15 protein-coding genes and 1 riboswitch are annotated in these 14,626 nt (G+C 43.1%); of the genes, 6 read left to right on the top strand and 9 right to left on the bottom strand.

Going from position 1 to position 14,626, the window contains the following annotated elements; genetic code table 11:
• Nucleotides 1-163 precede the first annotated feature (163 nt).
• Nucleotides 164-904: an SDR family oxidoreductase gene (locus tag VB732_RS21580; protein WP_323232943.1), complete on the bottom strand. Its 741-nt coding sequence runs from the start codon at nt 902-904 to the stop codon at nt 164-166.
• 311 nt (nt 905-1,215) lie between these two features.
• On the opposite strand from VB732_RS21580, the gene VB732_RS21575 reads away from it, so the two are divergent.
• On the top strand, nt 1,216-2,172 hold the full coding sequence (locus tag VB732_RS21575; RefSeq protein ID WP_323232942.1) for an aldo/keto reductase: 957 nt from the start codon (nt 1,216-1,218) through the stop codon (nt 2,170-2,172).
• On the opposite strand, the gene VB732_RS21570 is transcribed toward VB732_RS21575, so the two are convergent.
• The 6 genes from VB732_RS21570 to VB732_RS21545 all read right to left on the bottom strand — a co-directional run bounded on the left by VB732_RS21570 (nt 2,120) and on the right by VB732_RS21545 (nt 7,220).
• The gene (locus VB732_RS21570; protein ID WP_323232941.1) at nt 2,120-3,328 is read right to left on the bottom strand and encodes a cysteine desulfurase family protein; all 1,209 of its coding nucleotides are present in this window, start codon (nt 3,326-3,328) and stop codon (nt 2,120-2,122) included. The genes VB732_RS21575 and VB732_RS21570 overlap by 53 nt on opposite strands.
• A 5-nt stretch (nt 3,329-3,333) precedes the next feature.
• A complete protein-coding gene (locus VB732_RS21565; RefSeq protein ID WP_323232940.1) occupies nt 3,334-3,960 on the bottom strand; it encodes a restriction endonuclease subunit R in 627 nt (208 codons plus the stop codon).
• Nucleotides 3,961-3,984: 24 nt separating this feature from the next.
• Nucleotides 3,985-4,380, bottom strand: a complete 396-nt coding sequence (locus tag VB732_RS21560; RefSeq protein ID WP_323232939.1) for a hypothetical protein — start codon at nt 4,378-4,380, stop codon at nt 3,985-3,987.
• A gap of 3 nt (nt 4,381-4,383) precedes the next feature.
• The gene (locus tag VB732_RS21555) at nt 4,384-4,773 is read right to left on the bottom strand and encodes a hypothetical protein (protein WP_323232938.1); all 390 of its coding nucleotides are present in this window, start codon (nt 4,771-4,773) and stop codon (nt 4,384-4,386) included.
• A gap of 67 nt (nt 4,774-4,840) precedes the next feature.
• Nucleotides 4,841-5,320, bottom strand: a complete 480-nt coding sequence (locus VB732_RS21550) for a peroxiredoxin (protein ID WP_323232937.1) — start codon at nt 5,318-5,320, stop codon at nt 4,841-4,843.
• A 139-nt stretch (nt 5,321-5,459) separates the two neighbouring features.
• Nucleotides 5,460-7,220 (bottom strand): serine/threonine-protein kinase, encoded by a 1,761-nt coding sequence (locus VB732_RS21545; protein ID WP_323232936.1) that lies wholly within the window; start codon nt 7,218-7,220, stop codon nt 5,460-5,462.
• A gap of 240 nt (nt 7,221-7,460) precedes the next feature.
• Between VB732_RS21545 and VB732_RS21540 the strand changes: the two genes are divergently transcribed.
• The 5 genes from VB732_RS21540 (at nt 7,461) to VB732_RS21520 (ending at nt 12,015) form a co-directional block, all read left to right on the top strand.
• Nucleotides 7,461-8,315 carry an FAD-binding domain-containing protein gene (locus VB732_RS21540; RefSeq protein WP_323232935.1) on the top strand — a complete coding sequence of 285 codons (855 nt, stop codon included), beginning with the start codon at nt 7,461-7,463 and terminating at the stop codon, nt 8,313-8,315.
• A gap of 3 nt (nt 8,316-8,318) precedes the next feature.
• On the top strand, nt 8,319-8,777 hold the full coding sequence (locus VB732_RS21535) for a hypothetical protein (RefSeq protein WP_323232934.1): 459 nt from the start codon (nt 8,319-8,321) through the stop codon (nt 8,775-8,777).
• Between the two features lie 104 nt (nt 8,778-8,881).
• Nucleotides 8,882-9,020, top strand: a riboswitch (cobalamin riboswitch).
• Nucleotides 9,021-9,069: 49 nt separating this feature from the next.
• A complete protein-coding gene (cobG, locus tag VB732_RS21530) occupies nt 9,070-10,629 on the top strand; it encodes a precorrin-3B synthase (RefSeq protein ID WP_323232933.1) in 1,560 nt (519 codons plus the stop codon).
• A gap of 55 nt (nt 10,630-10,684) precedes the next feature.
• A complete protein-coding gene (locus VB732_RS21525) occupies nt 10,685-11,311 on the top strand; it encodes a precorrin-8X methylmutase (RefSeq protein WP_323232932.1) in 627 nt (208 codons plus the stop codon).
• Nucleotides 11,308-12,015 carry a precorrin-2 C(20)-methyltransferase gene (locus VB732_RS21520; protein WP_323232931.1) on the top strand — a complete coding sequence of 236 codons (708 nt, stop codon included), beginning with the start codon at nt 11,308-11,310 and terminating at the stop codon, nt 12,013-12,015. The genes VB732_RS21525 and VB732_RS21520 overlap by 4 nt, the downstream gene beginning before the upstream one ends.
• Before the next feature lie 121 nt (nt 12,016-12,136).
• Here the strand turns inward: VB732_RS21520 and VB732_RS21515 are convergent, their stop codons facing one another.
• Nucleotides 12,137-12,823, bottom strand: coding sequence for a PHP domain-containing protein (locus VB732_RS21515; RefSeq protein ID WP_323232930.1), 687 nt, complete (start codon nt 12,821-12,823; stop codon nt 12,137-12,139).
• 621 nt (nt 12,824-13,444) lie between these two features.
• The gene (locus VB732_RS21510) at nt 13,445-14,623 is read right to left on the bottom strand and encodes an AIR synthase related protein (RefSeq protein WP_323232929.1); all 1,179 of its coding nucleotides are present in this window, start codon (nt 14,621-14,623) and stop codon (nt 13,445-13,447) included.
• Nucleotides 14,624-14,626 lie beyond the last annotated feature (3 nt).

Genomic DNA, 14,626 nt, shown 5'->3' with positions numbered 1-14,626 from the left:
GACCTTTGAACTCGGAACTTCGACCTTTGAACTCGAAACTTCGACCTCTGAACTCGAAACTTCGACCTTTGAACACAAAGCGTCAAGATTAGAACTTAACTATTCCCAATCCCCAATTCCCAATCCCCAATCCCCAATCCCCAATCCCCAATCCGCAATTCCCTTACCAAGGAACTACGCCATCCTCATCAAAAAACCCTCCGCTAGAACCATCATCAGGTAGAGTGGCAAGTCTCACTGCTGCGATCGCTCCTTGCTCAACGGTGCGGTATCCTTGGTATTGATTAATATCTGTTGCTGTGAAACCTGGGTCAGCAGAATTAATTTTAATCGGGGTATCTTTAAGTTCAGCAGCAAACAGAACTGTGAGCGCATTCACTGCTGTCTTTGATGAGTTATAAGCAATAAGCTTAAAATTAGTGAACTCAAAATTTGGGTCAGAGTTTAGAGTCAGAGAACCTAAACCACTTGATATATTTACTATTCGCCCTGCTGTTGACTTTTTCAAAAGTGGCAGCAGGGCTTTTGTAACTGCAAACACTCCAAATACATTAGTCTCGTAAGTATGTCGCAGTGTTTCAATATCAACTTGACTGGGTGGAAGGCGATCGCCATCACTTATCATTCCAGCATTGTTTACAAGGATGTCAAGTTTTCCGAATTCGCTCTCGATTTGTTTAGCCGCAGAATCAATTGTTTTTTGGTCGGTGACATCAAGTTGAACTGATCGGGCATCGATCTCATTTAAACGAAGTTTATTCGCCGCTTCTTCACCACGGTTAATATCTCTTGCACCAACAAAAACAGTAGCGCCTCTAGAACCTAGTTGGCGTGCGATCTCATACCCGATACCTTTGTTTGCACCAGTAATCAGCGCAACTTTGCCTTTTAAATCTTCCGACATATTGCTTCTCTATTTTGATCAATGGTGATACCAATTCACAAAAATTCTGATACATATAGATTTCTCGTAGGGGCATTGCCATGCCCCTACTTGTCTTGTTAATTGAGATAGTAGCTGGATTTACGCCGTGCTGGACTAATGTATAAGGAGTATGTATCAACACAACATTTAGGATTTAGTAATCCTACATAAGTAGTGATTGACTGTTGTGTTTTCACTAGTATTCATTCACACTTCAGATAGCGGTTGAGAAAATATTTGCAACTTAAACTAGCAATTGACTCAAAAATTCTTGGAGATAGATAATAGATATGCAAACCAAACAGCTCGGTAATTCGGAGCTTCACATTACCCCAATTGGCTTTGGTGCTTGGGCGATCGGTGGAGGTGGATGGGCTTTTGGTTGGGGAGCGCAGGATGACCAGGAATCAATGGAAGCAATTAATCGCGCTCTTGACCTCGGCGTTAATTGGATTGACACCGCAGCTGTCTATGGTCTGGGACATTCTGAGGAGGTTGTTGCTAAGGCGCTCAAAGGTCGATCTAGTCGCCCCTACATTTTTACTAAATGTTCAATGATCTGGGATGAAAAAGGCAAAATCGGTCGCAGCCTGAAGGCGGATTCTGTGCGGCGGGAAGTTGAAGATAGTTTGCGCCGACTTGATATTGAAACCATTGATCTTTATCAAATCCACTGGCCTAATCCAGACTCAGATATCGAAGAAGGCTGGACGACTCTCGCCAAGCTCAAGGATGAGGGGAAGGTTCGCTATATCGGGGTTTCAAACTTCAATGTAGAACAGTTGAAGCGTATCCAAAAGATTGCACCAGTTACCTCATTGCAACCGCCTTATTCACTGGTTAAGCCTGATGTCGAAAAGGAAATTCTGCCTTTTTGTAAGGAGAATAACATCGGTGTAATTGTTTATTCACCAATGCAATCTGGCTTGCTTACAGGAAAAATGACACCTGAGCGGGTTGCTAATTTACCAGATGATGATTGGCGCAAACAGAGTAATGAATTTCAGGAGCCACGTCTATCTCGTAACCTAAAGTTAGTTGAGGTGTTGCAGCATATTGGTAAGCAACACGATCGCTCCCCCGGTGAAGTAGCGATCGCTTGGACTTTAAATAATCCGGCGGTGACGGCTCCGATCGTTGGCGCACGCAATCCCAAGCAGGTGGAAGGAATCATCGCTGCTGGGGAATTTCGCCTCAATCAGCAGGAACTAGATCAGATTGCGGCTTTCCTTGGCGAGAACCCATAAAAGAGGTTTTGCGTAAACTTTGAATAGTAGCGATCGCATGTTTCGCCACAATATCAACCTCCTCTTGGGTATTAAACCGGCCAATCCCAAACCGCACTGAGGCATAAGCTAGCTGTTGAGGGTTTCCCAGTGCTGTCAGGACATGGGAGGGTGCAGTACTTGCCGATGAGCAAGCAGAACCAGAAGAAATCGCCATTACTGGCTGCAATCCTAGCAAAAGTGCGGCTCCATCCACCCCCTCAACGCTGATATTCAAGTTTCCCACCAATCGCTCTTGAGGGTGTCCGTTGAGATGAATTCCTTCAAGTTGGGAAAGCTGTTCCCACAAGCTTTGCCTTAATTGGGTGAGGCGTTGGTTTTCTGTTGCTTGTTCAGCCAAAGCGATTTCTACAGCTTTCCCAAAGCCGACAATTTGCGGTGTATACAATGTCCCAGACCGCATTCCCCGTTCATGTCCGCCGCCGTGCTGCTGGGGAGCTAGTTGCACTCTGCGATCGCGCCTGCGGAAGTACAGCGCCCCAATTCCCTTTGGCCCATATACCTTGTGTGCGGTTAGCGACATCAAGTCAATTTTCATCGCTTGCACATCTAGGGGAATTTTACCAATAGCTTGGGCTGCATCAGTGTGGAAAATGATGTTGTAAGCATGGCATAGTTCCCCAATTTCGGCTATTGGCTGTAAAACGCCAATTTCGTTATTTGCAGCCATCACCGAAACCAAAATTGTCTCAGGACGGAAAGCTTTTTGTAACTCATTTAAATCAATCAGTCCATCTTTTTTAACTGGGAGAATAGTAATTTCAAAACCGAGAGTTTTTAAATAATTACAAGGGTCAGTTACTGCATTATGTTCAGTGACAACAGTAATAATATGCTGACCTTTTTTAAAATAAGCTTCGGCAACACCTTTAATAGCTAAATTATTCGCTTCTGTTGCACCACTGGTAAAAACAATTTCTTCAGGAGTAGCGTTAATTGCTCCTGCTAAAATCTCTCGCGTTTGCTTAACAGCAGCTTCTGCTTCCCAACCGTAAACATGACCGATACTTGCTGGGTTGCCAAAGTTTTCTGTGAAGTAGGGGAGCATTGCTGCTAATACTCGTTCATCTACGGCTGTAGTAGCGTGGCAATCAAGGTATATAGGACGAATAGGCATAATTATTAACTCAAACTTCGACTCAAATTTTTTAATACACTTAGAACTTGATACAATTCATTTTTTCTTCTCAACAGCGAAAATTCATCAGACAACGCATACTTTGGTAGATTGTGTTTAGTCAGTTTTACAAAAATGAAATGACTACCATTTGTTACTAATCCAAAAGTAGGTTTGTCTTCATTAGGATTAGCCAACATATAAACAAGTGCTTGAGGTACAGCTTCTAAAAGAGAAAAGCTAGACCTTTTAGATTCAATTACTAACAACCAGAATTGTTCTTGAATAACTAAAACATCAATTCTACCTCTAATGATTTCTCCTTCATCTTCGGCAGAAATTCTTATTGATTCCTCGCCTCTCATATAAAAAGGCTCATCATAAAATCCAGCTAAATTGAGTAAAGGAGATAAAACTACTAATTTCACCGTTTCTTCTGACAAAGGAGGACGCTTTACTAAACGGAGAAAATGAAGTTTTATTTTGTCTAAATCTTGCTTGTCTAAATCTGTAATTTCCGGTAAATTTTCAAACCATTCTGTGAAGAATGCCTCATCTTCAGCTAGCTGTAGACTAAATTTTTCCTCCAAATAGGCAAGCCCGACATTTTGTGCTTGGATAAATTGAACCATAGTTTATGCAACTCTATATACTATCTAAACAAAACCTAGTTCTGTTTGGCATAACCCTAACAATTCCTGTGCTGAGTAGACTCTTTGACTTGAATTATAGACAACACAAGACCATTTTTCGGCAAACTGACACGCAAACTCTAGCGCTAGTTGCTCACTTCCTGAAGTTTTGCTGACATCAAGTAGAATGTGAGTCTGAGGTTTAGCTCTAAGCTTCTGGGTTATGAGTTCAATTTCATCAGGATTAAAATTTTTTAATTCAGTATTATCTAAAACAATCCAAACATGAGTATTGTTTCTAGAAATACGCCCATCATATACATTATCTGGATGTAGTAATACTCCAGAATATTGCAGAAAACTCAAAAATTCTCCTGGTTGAATCTCAGCACTAGAAATTAGAGAAATGGGTTCTGGCATTACTTATACTCCTAGTATGGATAATAATTCTAATAATTCATCTTGACTGGAAACTACATAACTGCCGATAGCAATGATATCTTGAGACGGAGTAAATTTATAATTAGGTGCATAAAGAATAACAGGCTTATTCAAGGGATTCAAGTCAGAGTTTGATATCAACTTTTGAACTTGCTTCAACTTCCGAGCAGTTTGGGTTGTTACTTCGATGATAGCGTTGCTGGTTTCCACATCAATTTCACCGACTTCGCCATTTAGTCCCACTGTTTTATTAAAACTAACTAAATCAAACCCTGCCTGGATGATAGCATTAGCGACTTTGCCTTCCAGAACTTTTTCAGGATTGACTGAGTTCAACGCATCGGCGATCGCTTGCTCAAATAAGCTGCTCACATCCTGCTTTATTACTACAAAGATGATTCACGTAGCATTGCTGTAACTATACCTGCATTCAGTCGCCTTATGTACCTGCTAATTCCCGTAATTTAGTTAAAACTGCCAGAGCATGACCTTTAGTTTTCACATTCGGCCAAGCATAGACAATTATTTTATCAGGTGAAATTAGAAAAGTTGAGCGAGCAACACCCATATATTCTTTGCCCATAAATTTTTTTAAGCGCCAAGCGCCGTAGGCTTCTGTCAAAATATGTTCTGGGTCGCTTAAAAGAGTGATTGACAAGTTATGTTTGCTGATAAATTTACAATGGGACTTACCCAAATCAGGACTCACGCCTAAGATTTTCGCTTCCAGTGCGCTAAAGTCTTGATACAACTCGGTGAAATCTTTCGCTTCGGTGGTACAACCAGGTGTGTCATCTTTTGGGTAGAAGTAAAGGACAACCCACAGACTGCTGATATCGTCGAGAGTGACTAAATTGCCATTTTGGTCAGGAGTGGAGAAATCTGGCGCTGGTTGTCCGACTTGGGGAATGTTGCTCATGATGGAAGTGTGAGAGATTGGAATCGCTTTAGAATTGTACATATATTGAGCGATCGCACGTAACAATTTAGTTACGAATAGTTTTAGTTTAACAATAGCAAAACCCAAACAATTAGAAGCAATTTTTACTTACAAGCTACTACTTAACTGAGAAGGTACCAACACTTGCTTCAAATACTGGTAAACGTACTTCAAATTCATTGGCACTAGTAGAAAAAATTACAGCCCTAATACTGTTTCTGTCTTTAATTAAATAGTATATTTGTTTAGCATCCCGAAGCCGTATTTCCGTGATTATTTTTCCTATTTCATAGCCTTCAATAGATCCTGTCTTTACATTTATCACCCGAATATCAGAAGGAAACTTATTGAGTGTCTCTTGTAAATAAGTTTCTAAATTCATCTTGATAGGTATTTTTTCATAAGAGACAATTACACTAGTTGGGAAGCTTGATTCACCCTTGTACGAGTCAAAAGCCAAGATAGAAAAGGCTGAAGAGTTTAGTTTCAGCATTTGAGCAGACCCTTCCCAGCTTGAACCAAGGCTTTCTATTTTTCTAATCATTGCATCTATATTTTGATTGGGATCGCCACCTTCCCAACTTGGAGGCAACCACAATTCTGCACCACCACCCTCAAACTTATTCCAACCAGATGGAACACCTGAAGATATATTTTCCTGGGGGATAGAAGGTTGTTGACTCGTTGAATCAGTACTTGCTTGCTCAGAATTACTGGCTTGTAGCTCAGTTGGTGTTGAAGTTACCACTGGCTGACTTGGATGAGAATCAAATAACTTATAAATTCCCCGACTACCGAATTTAATTAAAAAAAGTATAGCAAAAGCAATTATTCCGCCTGTGAATTGAGCAGTCTGGCTAGAGAATATATTTGTTTGAGTTTTTGAAGATTGAATTTGAGTAGTCGCTAACGTTTTAACTGGCCTACTGTATTTAGGCTTTTCTATTTCGGTAGGTGGTAATTGTGATGCTGAAGAAGGGGAATATGACTGTACAGTTGAATTAAGTTCTGATAGACACCTAAAAATCATTTGGGCATTTTGAGGACGCTTGCCAGGAAATGCTTCCATCAGGTAATCAATCAAACCAGCTACCTGCTTAGATATTTGTGAGGCACTGTCTCGCCACATTAACTTACCAGTTCGCGGGTCTTCAGAAAATTGATCTGGAGATTTGCCAGTAAGTAAATAAACAAATGTGCGACCGAGGGCGAAAAAATCTGATTGTGGTACGGCTTTACCATTGGCTTGTTCTAGTGGTGTATAACCAGGTGAAAAAATCCCTGTTATATTCTGGCCTGCTGCTTTTTGATGATAGGTTGATGTAACTTCTCTTGCTGTACCAAAGTCTATCAAAGCCAGATGTCCATCGGCTTTGAGCATAATATTTGCTGGCTTGATATCTCGATGAAAAAAGTTCTGCTGATGCACTTCATGCAAAATATTTGCCAACTGAGTTAGCCATAAAAGTGCTAACTTTTCATCAATGGGGCGATTACTTCGTTGTTCCATATATTGATACAAGTCCAACCCCTCGATTTTCTCCATCACCAAGCAATGCAGTGGCGCTTGGCTATTTTTGGGAGAGAAGGTAAAGTACCCATCTCCCTTTGGAATTCCGGGATGATTCAGATGGCTTAAGACTTGTGCCTCTTGCTGAAACAGCGATACTGCCTTGGCATCATCCAGCATCAGAACTTTTAAGACTTTGAGGGTGTTAGCGTGGTTGACTTCAAATGTCTTGGCAAAACCACCAGCACCTAATTGGCGAGTCACTCGATACCGTCCTTCTAAGAGCAATTCTGAGCCACAGGCTTGACAAAACAGTATATTTTCAGAATTTTGGGGTCTTGGGCAATCGGGATTAATGCAGAGGGTCATGGTGTTTTTTGCAACACAATTTGCCCTGACAGTCTAGCCTTACTGGGATATTCACGTCACCAGTAAAAATTAGGACAATGACCGATGCCTGCGGTTCTTGCAAGTCTACGCACTGATTCATCTTTGCTTACTATGAAAAAAGTTCTCCCATCAGGTTGAGAGCGATCGCTTATATTTATCCGCGATAATAATGACTTAACTTACAAGTATTTTTATTTATTCTCATCCTTCAAAGTTCACATGACTAAAGATATGCAACGCGAATTTACCAACCGCGATGAGTTGGTAGCCTACCTGCGCGAACAATTCCCAGATGCAGCAGAACGCGATCGCCACATCAGCGAAACTGTGGGAGGACGCAAAGCTGCACAAGAAGCGCTGCAAAAAATTGATGCACTAAGCTACGCGCAAACACGAAATTTTTTTGCAGGTGCAGTCACGCGACTTTCGCCTTATATTCGCTATGGCGTTTTGAGTTTGCGAGAAATTCGAGATTATGTCCTTGAACAGGTACAGCACCAAAATGATGCTACGAAACTAATTAACGAGTTAGGCTGGCGCGACTACTGGCAAAAGTTGTATGCCAAGTTAGGAGATGGAATCTGGAAAGACCAGGAAGAGTACAAAACTGGTTACACTGTGGCTGAATATGCACCCGAATTGCCGCAAGATATCAGACAAGGAACCACAGGTAGAGTTTGCATCGACAGTTTTAGCCGTGACTTGCAAGAAACTGGCTATCTACATAACCACGCCCGAATGTGGCTAGCGGCTTACATTGTCCATTGGCTGCATATTCGTTGGCAAGCAGGAGCTAAATGGTTTCTAGAACACCTTTTAGATGGAGATCCTGCTAGTAATAATATGTCATGGCAATGGGTTGCCAGCACCTTTAGTCAGAAACCATATTTTTTCAACCGTGAAAATTTAGAACGCTACACCAAAGGCATTTATTGCCAGAAATGTCCCCTTTACGGTCATTGTGATTTTGAAGGCAGCTATGAAGAATTAGAACAGCGACTTTTTCCCAAAGGGGAATTTAGCAAACAAGCTAATAGCCAAAGTTGGCAACGTGGAAAAAAAGGTAAAAAGTGAAAAATGAATAAACCAATTGTTTGGGTACATGGAGACTGCCTCAGTCCAAATAATCCCGCATTAGAACAATACCCTGATGCGCCAGCTATCTGGGTTTGGGACGAGGCTTTGATAGAAGAATGGCAACTGAGTCTCAAACGCATCGCTTTTATCTACGAATGTTTGCTGGAGTTACCCGTTGTTATCCGTCGTGGCGATGTGGGACAAGAAATTTTAACTTTTGCTCAAGAACATGATGCAAATTTAGTTGTCACAGCCAACAGTCCCAGCCCCCGATTTGATGATATCTGCAATCAAATAGAAGGTTCGATAGCAGTGGAAGTACTAGAAGTAGAACCATTTTTTGAGTATGACGGCTATATTGACCTCAAGCGGTTCTCGCGCTATTGGAAAGTCGCTCAAAATTATGTTTTTCGTTCAAATCTGCCCCTCTCTGACTCAGAAAAAGACAGTTTCGTGTAGTAAAACCAGGGAGAAGTCTTTTTATTAAATCTAATTAGGCGATTACTACATGAGCCATCGAATTCACGCTTTTGGGCGTGGATAGGTTGATTCAAAATATGAAGCATTAAATATTCTGACTGCGTTCTCGTGCTAAATTACTAAAGCTTGGAGTTGGGAAACTCCGGTGAAATTCCGGGACTGTGCCGCAGCTGTGATGGGATCACCCAAGTCAGAATGCCAACTCTCAAGATGTCAGAGAAGACACACTCACCTTATACTCCCTGCGTTGCACGGGGAAGGAGTTCCAAGTTTGCTTTCAGGATTTGCCACTTGTCCTGGCTTGTTTTATGCTACACCCGCCGCCGATGGTATATTATCTCGCATTAGAATACCAGGTGGAATTATTAGTAGTCAGCAGTGCCGTGCGATCGCAGATATAGCAGAACAGCACGGTGGCGGCTATGTAGATGTGACTAATCGAGCTAACCTACAAGTCCGCGAAATCCGCACGGGGATAAATGCTGAGGTTCTGAAACATCTACAGGATATGGGACTAGGTTCTCGTAATCCTGTTGTAGACCACATCCGTAATATTATGACCAGCCCAACTGCTGGTATCGACCCGCTAGAATTAATCGACACTCGCCCTTTTTTCCAAAGTTGGGATGATTATATTGCTACACATCCGGCGCTTTCTGGATTGTCGGCAAAATTTAGCGTTTGCTTTGATGGTGGTGAGATAATTCGGGTGTGCGATCGCTTGAATGATATCCTATTTGCTGCTGCCTTAGTTGACGGTAATGTTTATTTCCGCCTTTATCTGAGTGTCGGCGCAAAGGGGCAACCGCCTAGCGATATGGGAATTTTGTTATCACCAGAGCAATGTTTGCCCGTCTTGGCAGCTTTGGCGGATGTCTATCTAGCTCATAGTAATACTACAAGTAAGCGTCGGCTACGTCTCTTAGAGTTATTGAATACTTTAGGTTGTGAAAATTATCTTCAGGAAGTTGAGCAGCGTCTACCTTTTTCTCTTTTATGCAGTGACCTAACCCCCCAACCCCCTTCCCTAATAGGGAAGGGTGAGAAATTCTCCCCTCTCCTTGTAGGAGAGGGACTGGGGGAGCGGTCAGATGCGAAGTATCAGCATATTGGCATCCATCCCCAACGTCAGCAAGGCTTATTTTACATTGGTGTCGTCTTACCCCTTGGACGATTGGAGAGTAACCAGATACGTGGTTTAGCAGATTTAGCAACGAAATACGGTAGCGGCACTCTTCGATTAACCCCTTGGCAAAATCTGTTGCTAACAGATATTCCTCAGCAATGGGTTGGCGATGTCCTGCAAGAAATTGCTTTCTTAGGATTGGATTCCTCAGCAACTAATATCAAGAGTGCATTAGTTGCCTGTTCTGGAAAAAAGGGTTGCGCCTCTTCTGCCACGGACACCAAAAGTCATGCATTAGCATTAGCAGAGTATCTTGAAACTCGCGTTATTCTCAATTGCCCTGTTAATATCCACTTCACTGGCTGCGAAAAATCCTGCGCCCAGCATACCAAGAGTGATATTACTCTGCTCGGTGTCAGCATTGAGGCTGACAATGAAACTGTGGAGGGCTATCACATTTATGTTGGTGACAGCAAGCAGAAATTCGGACGTGAAATATATCAATATGTAACTTTTGCCGAACTACCTGCATTAATAGAGCGGATGCTAGATGTATATAAAATTGAACGCCTAAATTCTGATGAGTCCTTTGGGAAATTTGCTAATCGATATGCGATCGCCCAATTACAGCAGTTATTTAATATTATTCCTAAATCATTTGTAAATAACAAGATTCCTAACCTTCTAGAGAAGTCGGCAATCTAAGCCTTTCGATTTTCATCAGTCAATCCAAAATCCAAAATCTAAAATCCCAAATCGAATGCCCGACTACATCCGAGATGCCAACGAAATTTACCGCAATTCTTTTGCAATCATCCGGTCAGAAGCGAACCTAGATGTGCTGCCACCAGATGTAGAAAAAGTTGCTGTGCGTCTCATTCACGCCTGTGGAATGACGGATATTGTCACTGACTTGGGATATTCACCAACAGCAGTACAATCTGCAAGGACAGCACTAGCAGCAGGAGCGCCAATTCTGTGCGATTGCCGGATGGTTGCCGATGGCGTTACTAGGCGACGGTTGTCTGCAAATAATCAAGTTATCTGTACCCTTAACGAGCCAGAAGTGCCAGAACTTGCCCAGCGTATGGGTACTACAAGGTCGGCGGCAGCTTTAGAATTATGGCGATCGCACCTTGAAGGATCGGTGATCGCAATCGGTAATGCGCCCACAGCACTATTCCGGCTATTAGAAATGCTTGATGAAGGACTGCCGAAACCTGCGATTATCTTAGGCTTTCCAGTGGGATTTGTCGGTGCAGCCGAATCAAAAGCCGCATTGGCAGCAGACAGCAGGAATGTGCCATTTTTGACCTTACATGGTCGGCGCGGTGGAAGTGCGATCGCAGCCGCAGCAGTTAACGCCCTGGCAACGGAGGAAGAATGAATATGGACAAAGGTCGTCTTTACGGAATTGGTGTCGGCCCAGGCGATCCCGAACTATTGACTCTCAAAGCACTGCGGTTATTACGTGCGGCTCCGGTGGTAGCTTATCAATCAGCCACAGATAAAGAAAGTGTCGCTAGAGCGATCGTGGCGCAATATCTTCCTGGCAATCAAATCGAGGTGTTATTTCATCTCCCCCGCGCTTTGGAACCAGAAAAGGCCAAGTCTATTTATGATAAAGAAATTCAACCAATCGCTGACCATCTAGCAGCCGGTCGAGATGTGGTGGTGCTATGCGAGGGCGATCCATTTTTCTATGGTTCCTTCATGTACGTTTTCACACGGTTATCTGAAGAGTACCCAACAGAAGTTATCCCCGGAGTTTCTTCGTTAATGGCTTGTCCGGTAGCCTTGGGTGTACCTTTCACCTATTACACCGATATTCTCACTGTTCTACCCGCGCCATTGCCGGCAGAAGAACTGACTACACATCTGCTGATGACTGATGCAGCAGCAATTATGAAGCTAGGTCGTCACTTTACCAAAGTACGAGATGTCTTGCATAAATTAGGGTTAGCATCACGAGCAAGATATATTGAGCGGGCATCAACCTCACAGCAACGAATTATACCCCTGGATGAAGTTGATCCAGATAAAGTGCCCTATTTCTCAATGATTGTGATCCCAACTAAGAATCGGCTTTGAACCAATAGGCTGGGGTTAAGATGCGATCCTCCCTAACCCTCTTCAAAAAGAAGGGAACTAAGTCCTTTTTTAAAGAAGTTAGGGGATCGAAAATCTTGGAACACTACTAATTGATTCATCTTTACAAGCGTTGTAGCAAGCTCAAACCGTGGGTGTCAGTACCACAGGTATTGAAAAGAAAGTATTCGTCAGCCAACTTTTGCACTTGTTCTGATTCCAATACGCTGGGTTGCCAAGGTTTAGGGTTGTTGTAGGCGTAGAAACTTTCTACGCCATCAATACCATTTTGGGACGCAGCTGGAATTAACTCAAAATGCGATCGCTTATAACGGGCCGGATGAGCCAGAACAGCCAATCCCCCAGCTTCATGAATAGCGGCGATCACGTTACTTGCTTGATATTCTTGCCCTGTAGTCGCCCTTCTTTGCAGATAGGGTTTCATACTAGAGTGTTCTGGAGCAAAAGCGTAAGCCAAAATGTGAACTTCTATATCCAGAAGGTTTGCATTGATTTCCACACCACTCCAAAGGTAAGGAGTTGTTACACCAGAATTACTCCACTTCCAATCTTCTAACCAAGCAAGGGCTGCTTGATAACCCATAATACTATGATGGTCGGTGATCGCTAATCCTTTTAGTCCGATAGCGATCGCCTGTTCCATCAATGCACTCGGCTGCAATCTGCCATCCGAGTAGATAGTGTGCATGTGAAAGTTGAATAACCTTGGACAACTATATGCATCAATATTCTGGAATACTTGCTTCAAGAGTTCTGCCGAAGCAGTAGTCCGGGCCAAATTTACAGCCATAACCCCCTCTGGATAAAAATATATACTTTCAACACACTAAAACGCCCCATTTACAGATGAGAAATTTCCAACACTGCAAATTAGTATTGGTGGCTACTTTCTCAGCTTTCTCAGAAAATTTTTCAATATGTTAAGACTACGTTAGCAAATCTTAACCTCAGTAGTCATGGGTAATTTACACTACTTTGAATATGAGTGGTAAAAAATATTGCATGTTAAATTTTATAAATACGTCTATCTTATTTGTGCTAAATGGCTTATTTTCAGATATTTAAGAGAATAATCAGCCTAAGACACAAAAGTATATAGTGTATCCAAAAAAGCTGCATCTAAGTAAATGCACTAAATTTATTTAATCTAGTAAGAGTACTCCAAGTAAAAAAATGCTCAATTGTCATTGCAAGCGTTCGCGGAGCGTCTCGTAGAGAAGCGAAGCAATCACAAGGGCTAGGATTGCTTCGCTTCGCTCGCAATGACGGGTTTTGGATCATTTATTTTTTGGAACACTCTAATGACTTTAGCGTAGGCGTAGCCCGCCGCAGGCACCGCATGAGTAAGTTTTCAATAGTTGCAAGAAAACTAGCGATGTCTACGACGGGCGATGCCTACGCTTGCGGCTGATTATACTCCCCGCGCAATCCCAAAAGAATCTCCCTTCAACGTTACCCCAAGCGGTTCTATCACCACCTCGCGGCTAAGGGACGCTTCAACCCTTCCGGCAATCACAGCCGTTAGCTTATGTTCTCTTGCGAGGATGACAATCCTTTCTGCATCTTGCTCCGACTCTGTATAGAATGCAAATCCGGCTCCGTAATTGAACACGGAAAGCATCGTCTCTGCCCCGCCTTCTAGATGACCCTCAACAAAAGTAAATATTTCCGGCACTGGGAGCATCGTTTCGACAACATACCGAAGCGGCTTCACCGACCGCATCAACTTTTGCCAACCATGACCGGTGATATTCTCCATCGCGGTGGGGCGAATTCCTTCGCCAAGCACCGCCTGTACAAGGGGTGTGTAGAGATAGGATGCAGCATTCATCGCTTCCCAAAACTCTTGCCCGCTCGGAAGTTTTGTTCTATAGCCATCAGGAAGAGACTCAGCAAGCTTTCGCAGTGGGGTAAAGCCGTTCTCATGGGGGCCGGAACTCTCAACAAGAACAATGCTATTTCCAGCATCCAGACGCGAGCTATCAATGGGAGCAACACCAGGCGGCATCACGCCAAAAACTGAGCCTGCAATGTCGAGCCGGCCTGGAATCATCTTAGTTTTTAATTGAGGAGTTTCCCCTGAGAGATAGACACACCCTACTCGTTTGCACCCCTCAACGACTCCATCCAGAAACCCATCAAGGAAAGCGGGGGTAAAGATTGTTTCAGGAGTACTTGATGGCAGATAAAGACCAAGAAGTAGAGTCTGCATCCCTGATGTTGCCGCGTCGTTTGTCAAACACGAGATCATCTTGATACCGATATTCCACCAAAATCGCCGAAGTTCTTCTTCAGAAAGGTCATCAGGGCGGGTATCGTCTGCCGTTCCTAGTCCTTCAGGGACAAGTGTTAGAGAAAGTTCTGGAGCGCCCGCTTGAATAAATGGAGCGAGGTTGAAGCTGAAAGCGTTAGCACTTGCTCCAAGACCAGATGCGGGGACGGTTCCATAGGCACTTGCGAAGGTAAGTGTGCGTTTTGCAGCTTCGATGAAGCGTCGTTTTGCGGCATCGAGAGTATCATAATCGACTTGATCGAGAGCTTGAGCCATCAGGTTGCGTTTTAAGTTAGGAGTAGAGACGCGATTAATCACATT

The organism is Nostoc sp. UHCC 0252 (assembly GCF_034931145.1).
Lineage (GTDB): Bacteria > Cyanobacteriota > Cyanobacteriia > Cyanobacteriales > Nostocaceae > Nostoc.
The sequence above is the reverse complement of the archived record's forward strand: the minus strand, read 5'-3'. Positions and strand labels throughout refer to the sequence as shown.

Bases quoted from the DNA above. Each gene is read 5' to 3' on its own strand.
- VB732_RS21580 (WP_323232943.1), bottom strand. From the start codon at position 904: ATGTCGGAAGATTTAAAAGGCAAAGTTGCGCTGATTACTGGTGCAAAC.
- VB732_RS21535 (WP_323232934.1), top strand. From the start codon at position 8,319: ATGAATAAACCAATTGTTTGGGTACATGGAGACTGCCTCAGTCCAAAT.
- VB732_RS21545 (WP_323232936.1), bottom strand. From the start codon at position 7,220: ATGACCCTCTGCATTAATCCCGATTGCCCAAGACCCCAAAATTCTGAA.
- VB732_RS21560 (WP_323232939.1), bottom strand. From the start codon at position 4,380: ATGCCAGAACCCATTTCTCTAATTTCTAGTGCTGAGATTCAACCAGGA.
- VB732_RS21515 (WP_323232930.1), bottom strand. From the start codon at position 12,823: ATGGCTGTAAATTTGGCCCGGACTACTGCTTCGGCAGAACTCTTGAAG.
- VB732_RS21520 (WP_323232931.1), top strand. From the start codon at position 11,308: ATGAATATGGACAAAGGTCGTCTTTACGGAATTGGTGTCGGCCCAGGC.
- VB732_RS21575 (WP_323232942.1), top strand. From the start codon at position 1,216: ATGCAAACCAAACAGCTCGGTAATTCGGAGCTTCACATTACCCCAATT.
- VB732_RS21540 (WP_323232935.1), top strand. From the start codon at position 7,461: ATGACTAAAGATATGCAACGCGAATTTACCAACCGCGATGAGTTGGTA.
- VB732_RS21565 (WP_323232940.1), bottom strand. From the start codon at position 3,960: ATGGTTCAATTTATCCAAGCACAAAATGTCGGGCTTGCCTATTTGGAG.
- VB732_RS21525 (WP_323232932.1), top strand. From the start codon at position 10,685: ATGCCCGACTACATCCGAGATGCCAACGAAATTTACCGCAATTCTTTT.
- VB732_RS21550 (WP_323232937.1), bottom strand. From the start codon at position 5,320: ATGAGCAACATTCCCCAAGTCGGACAACCAGCGCCAGATTTCTCCACT.
- VB732_RS21570 (WP_323232941.1), bottom strand. From the start codon at position 3,328: ATGCCTATTCGTCCTATATACCTTGATTGCCACGCTACTACAGCCGTA.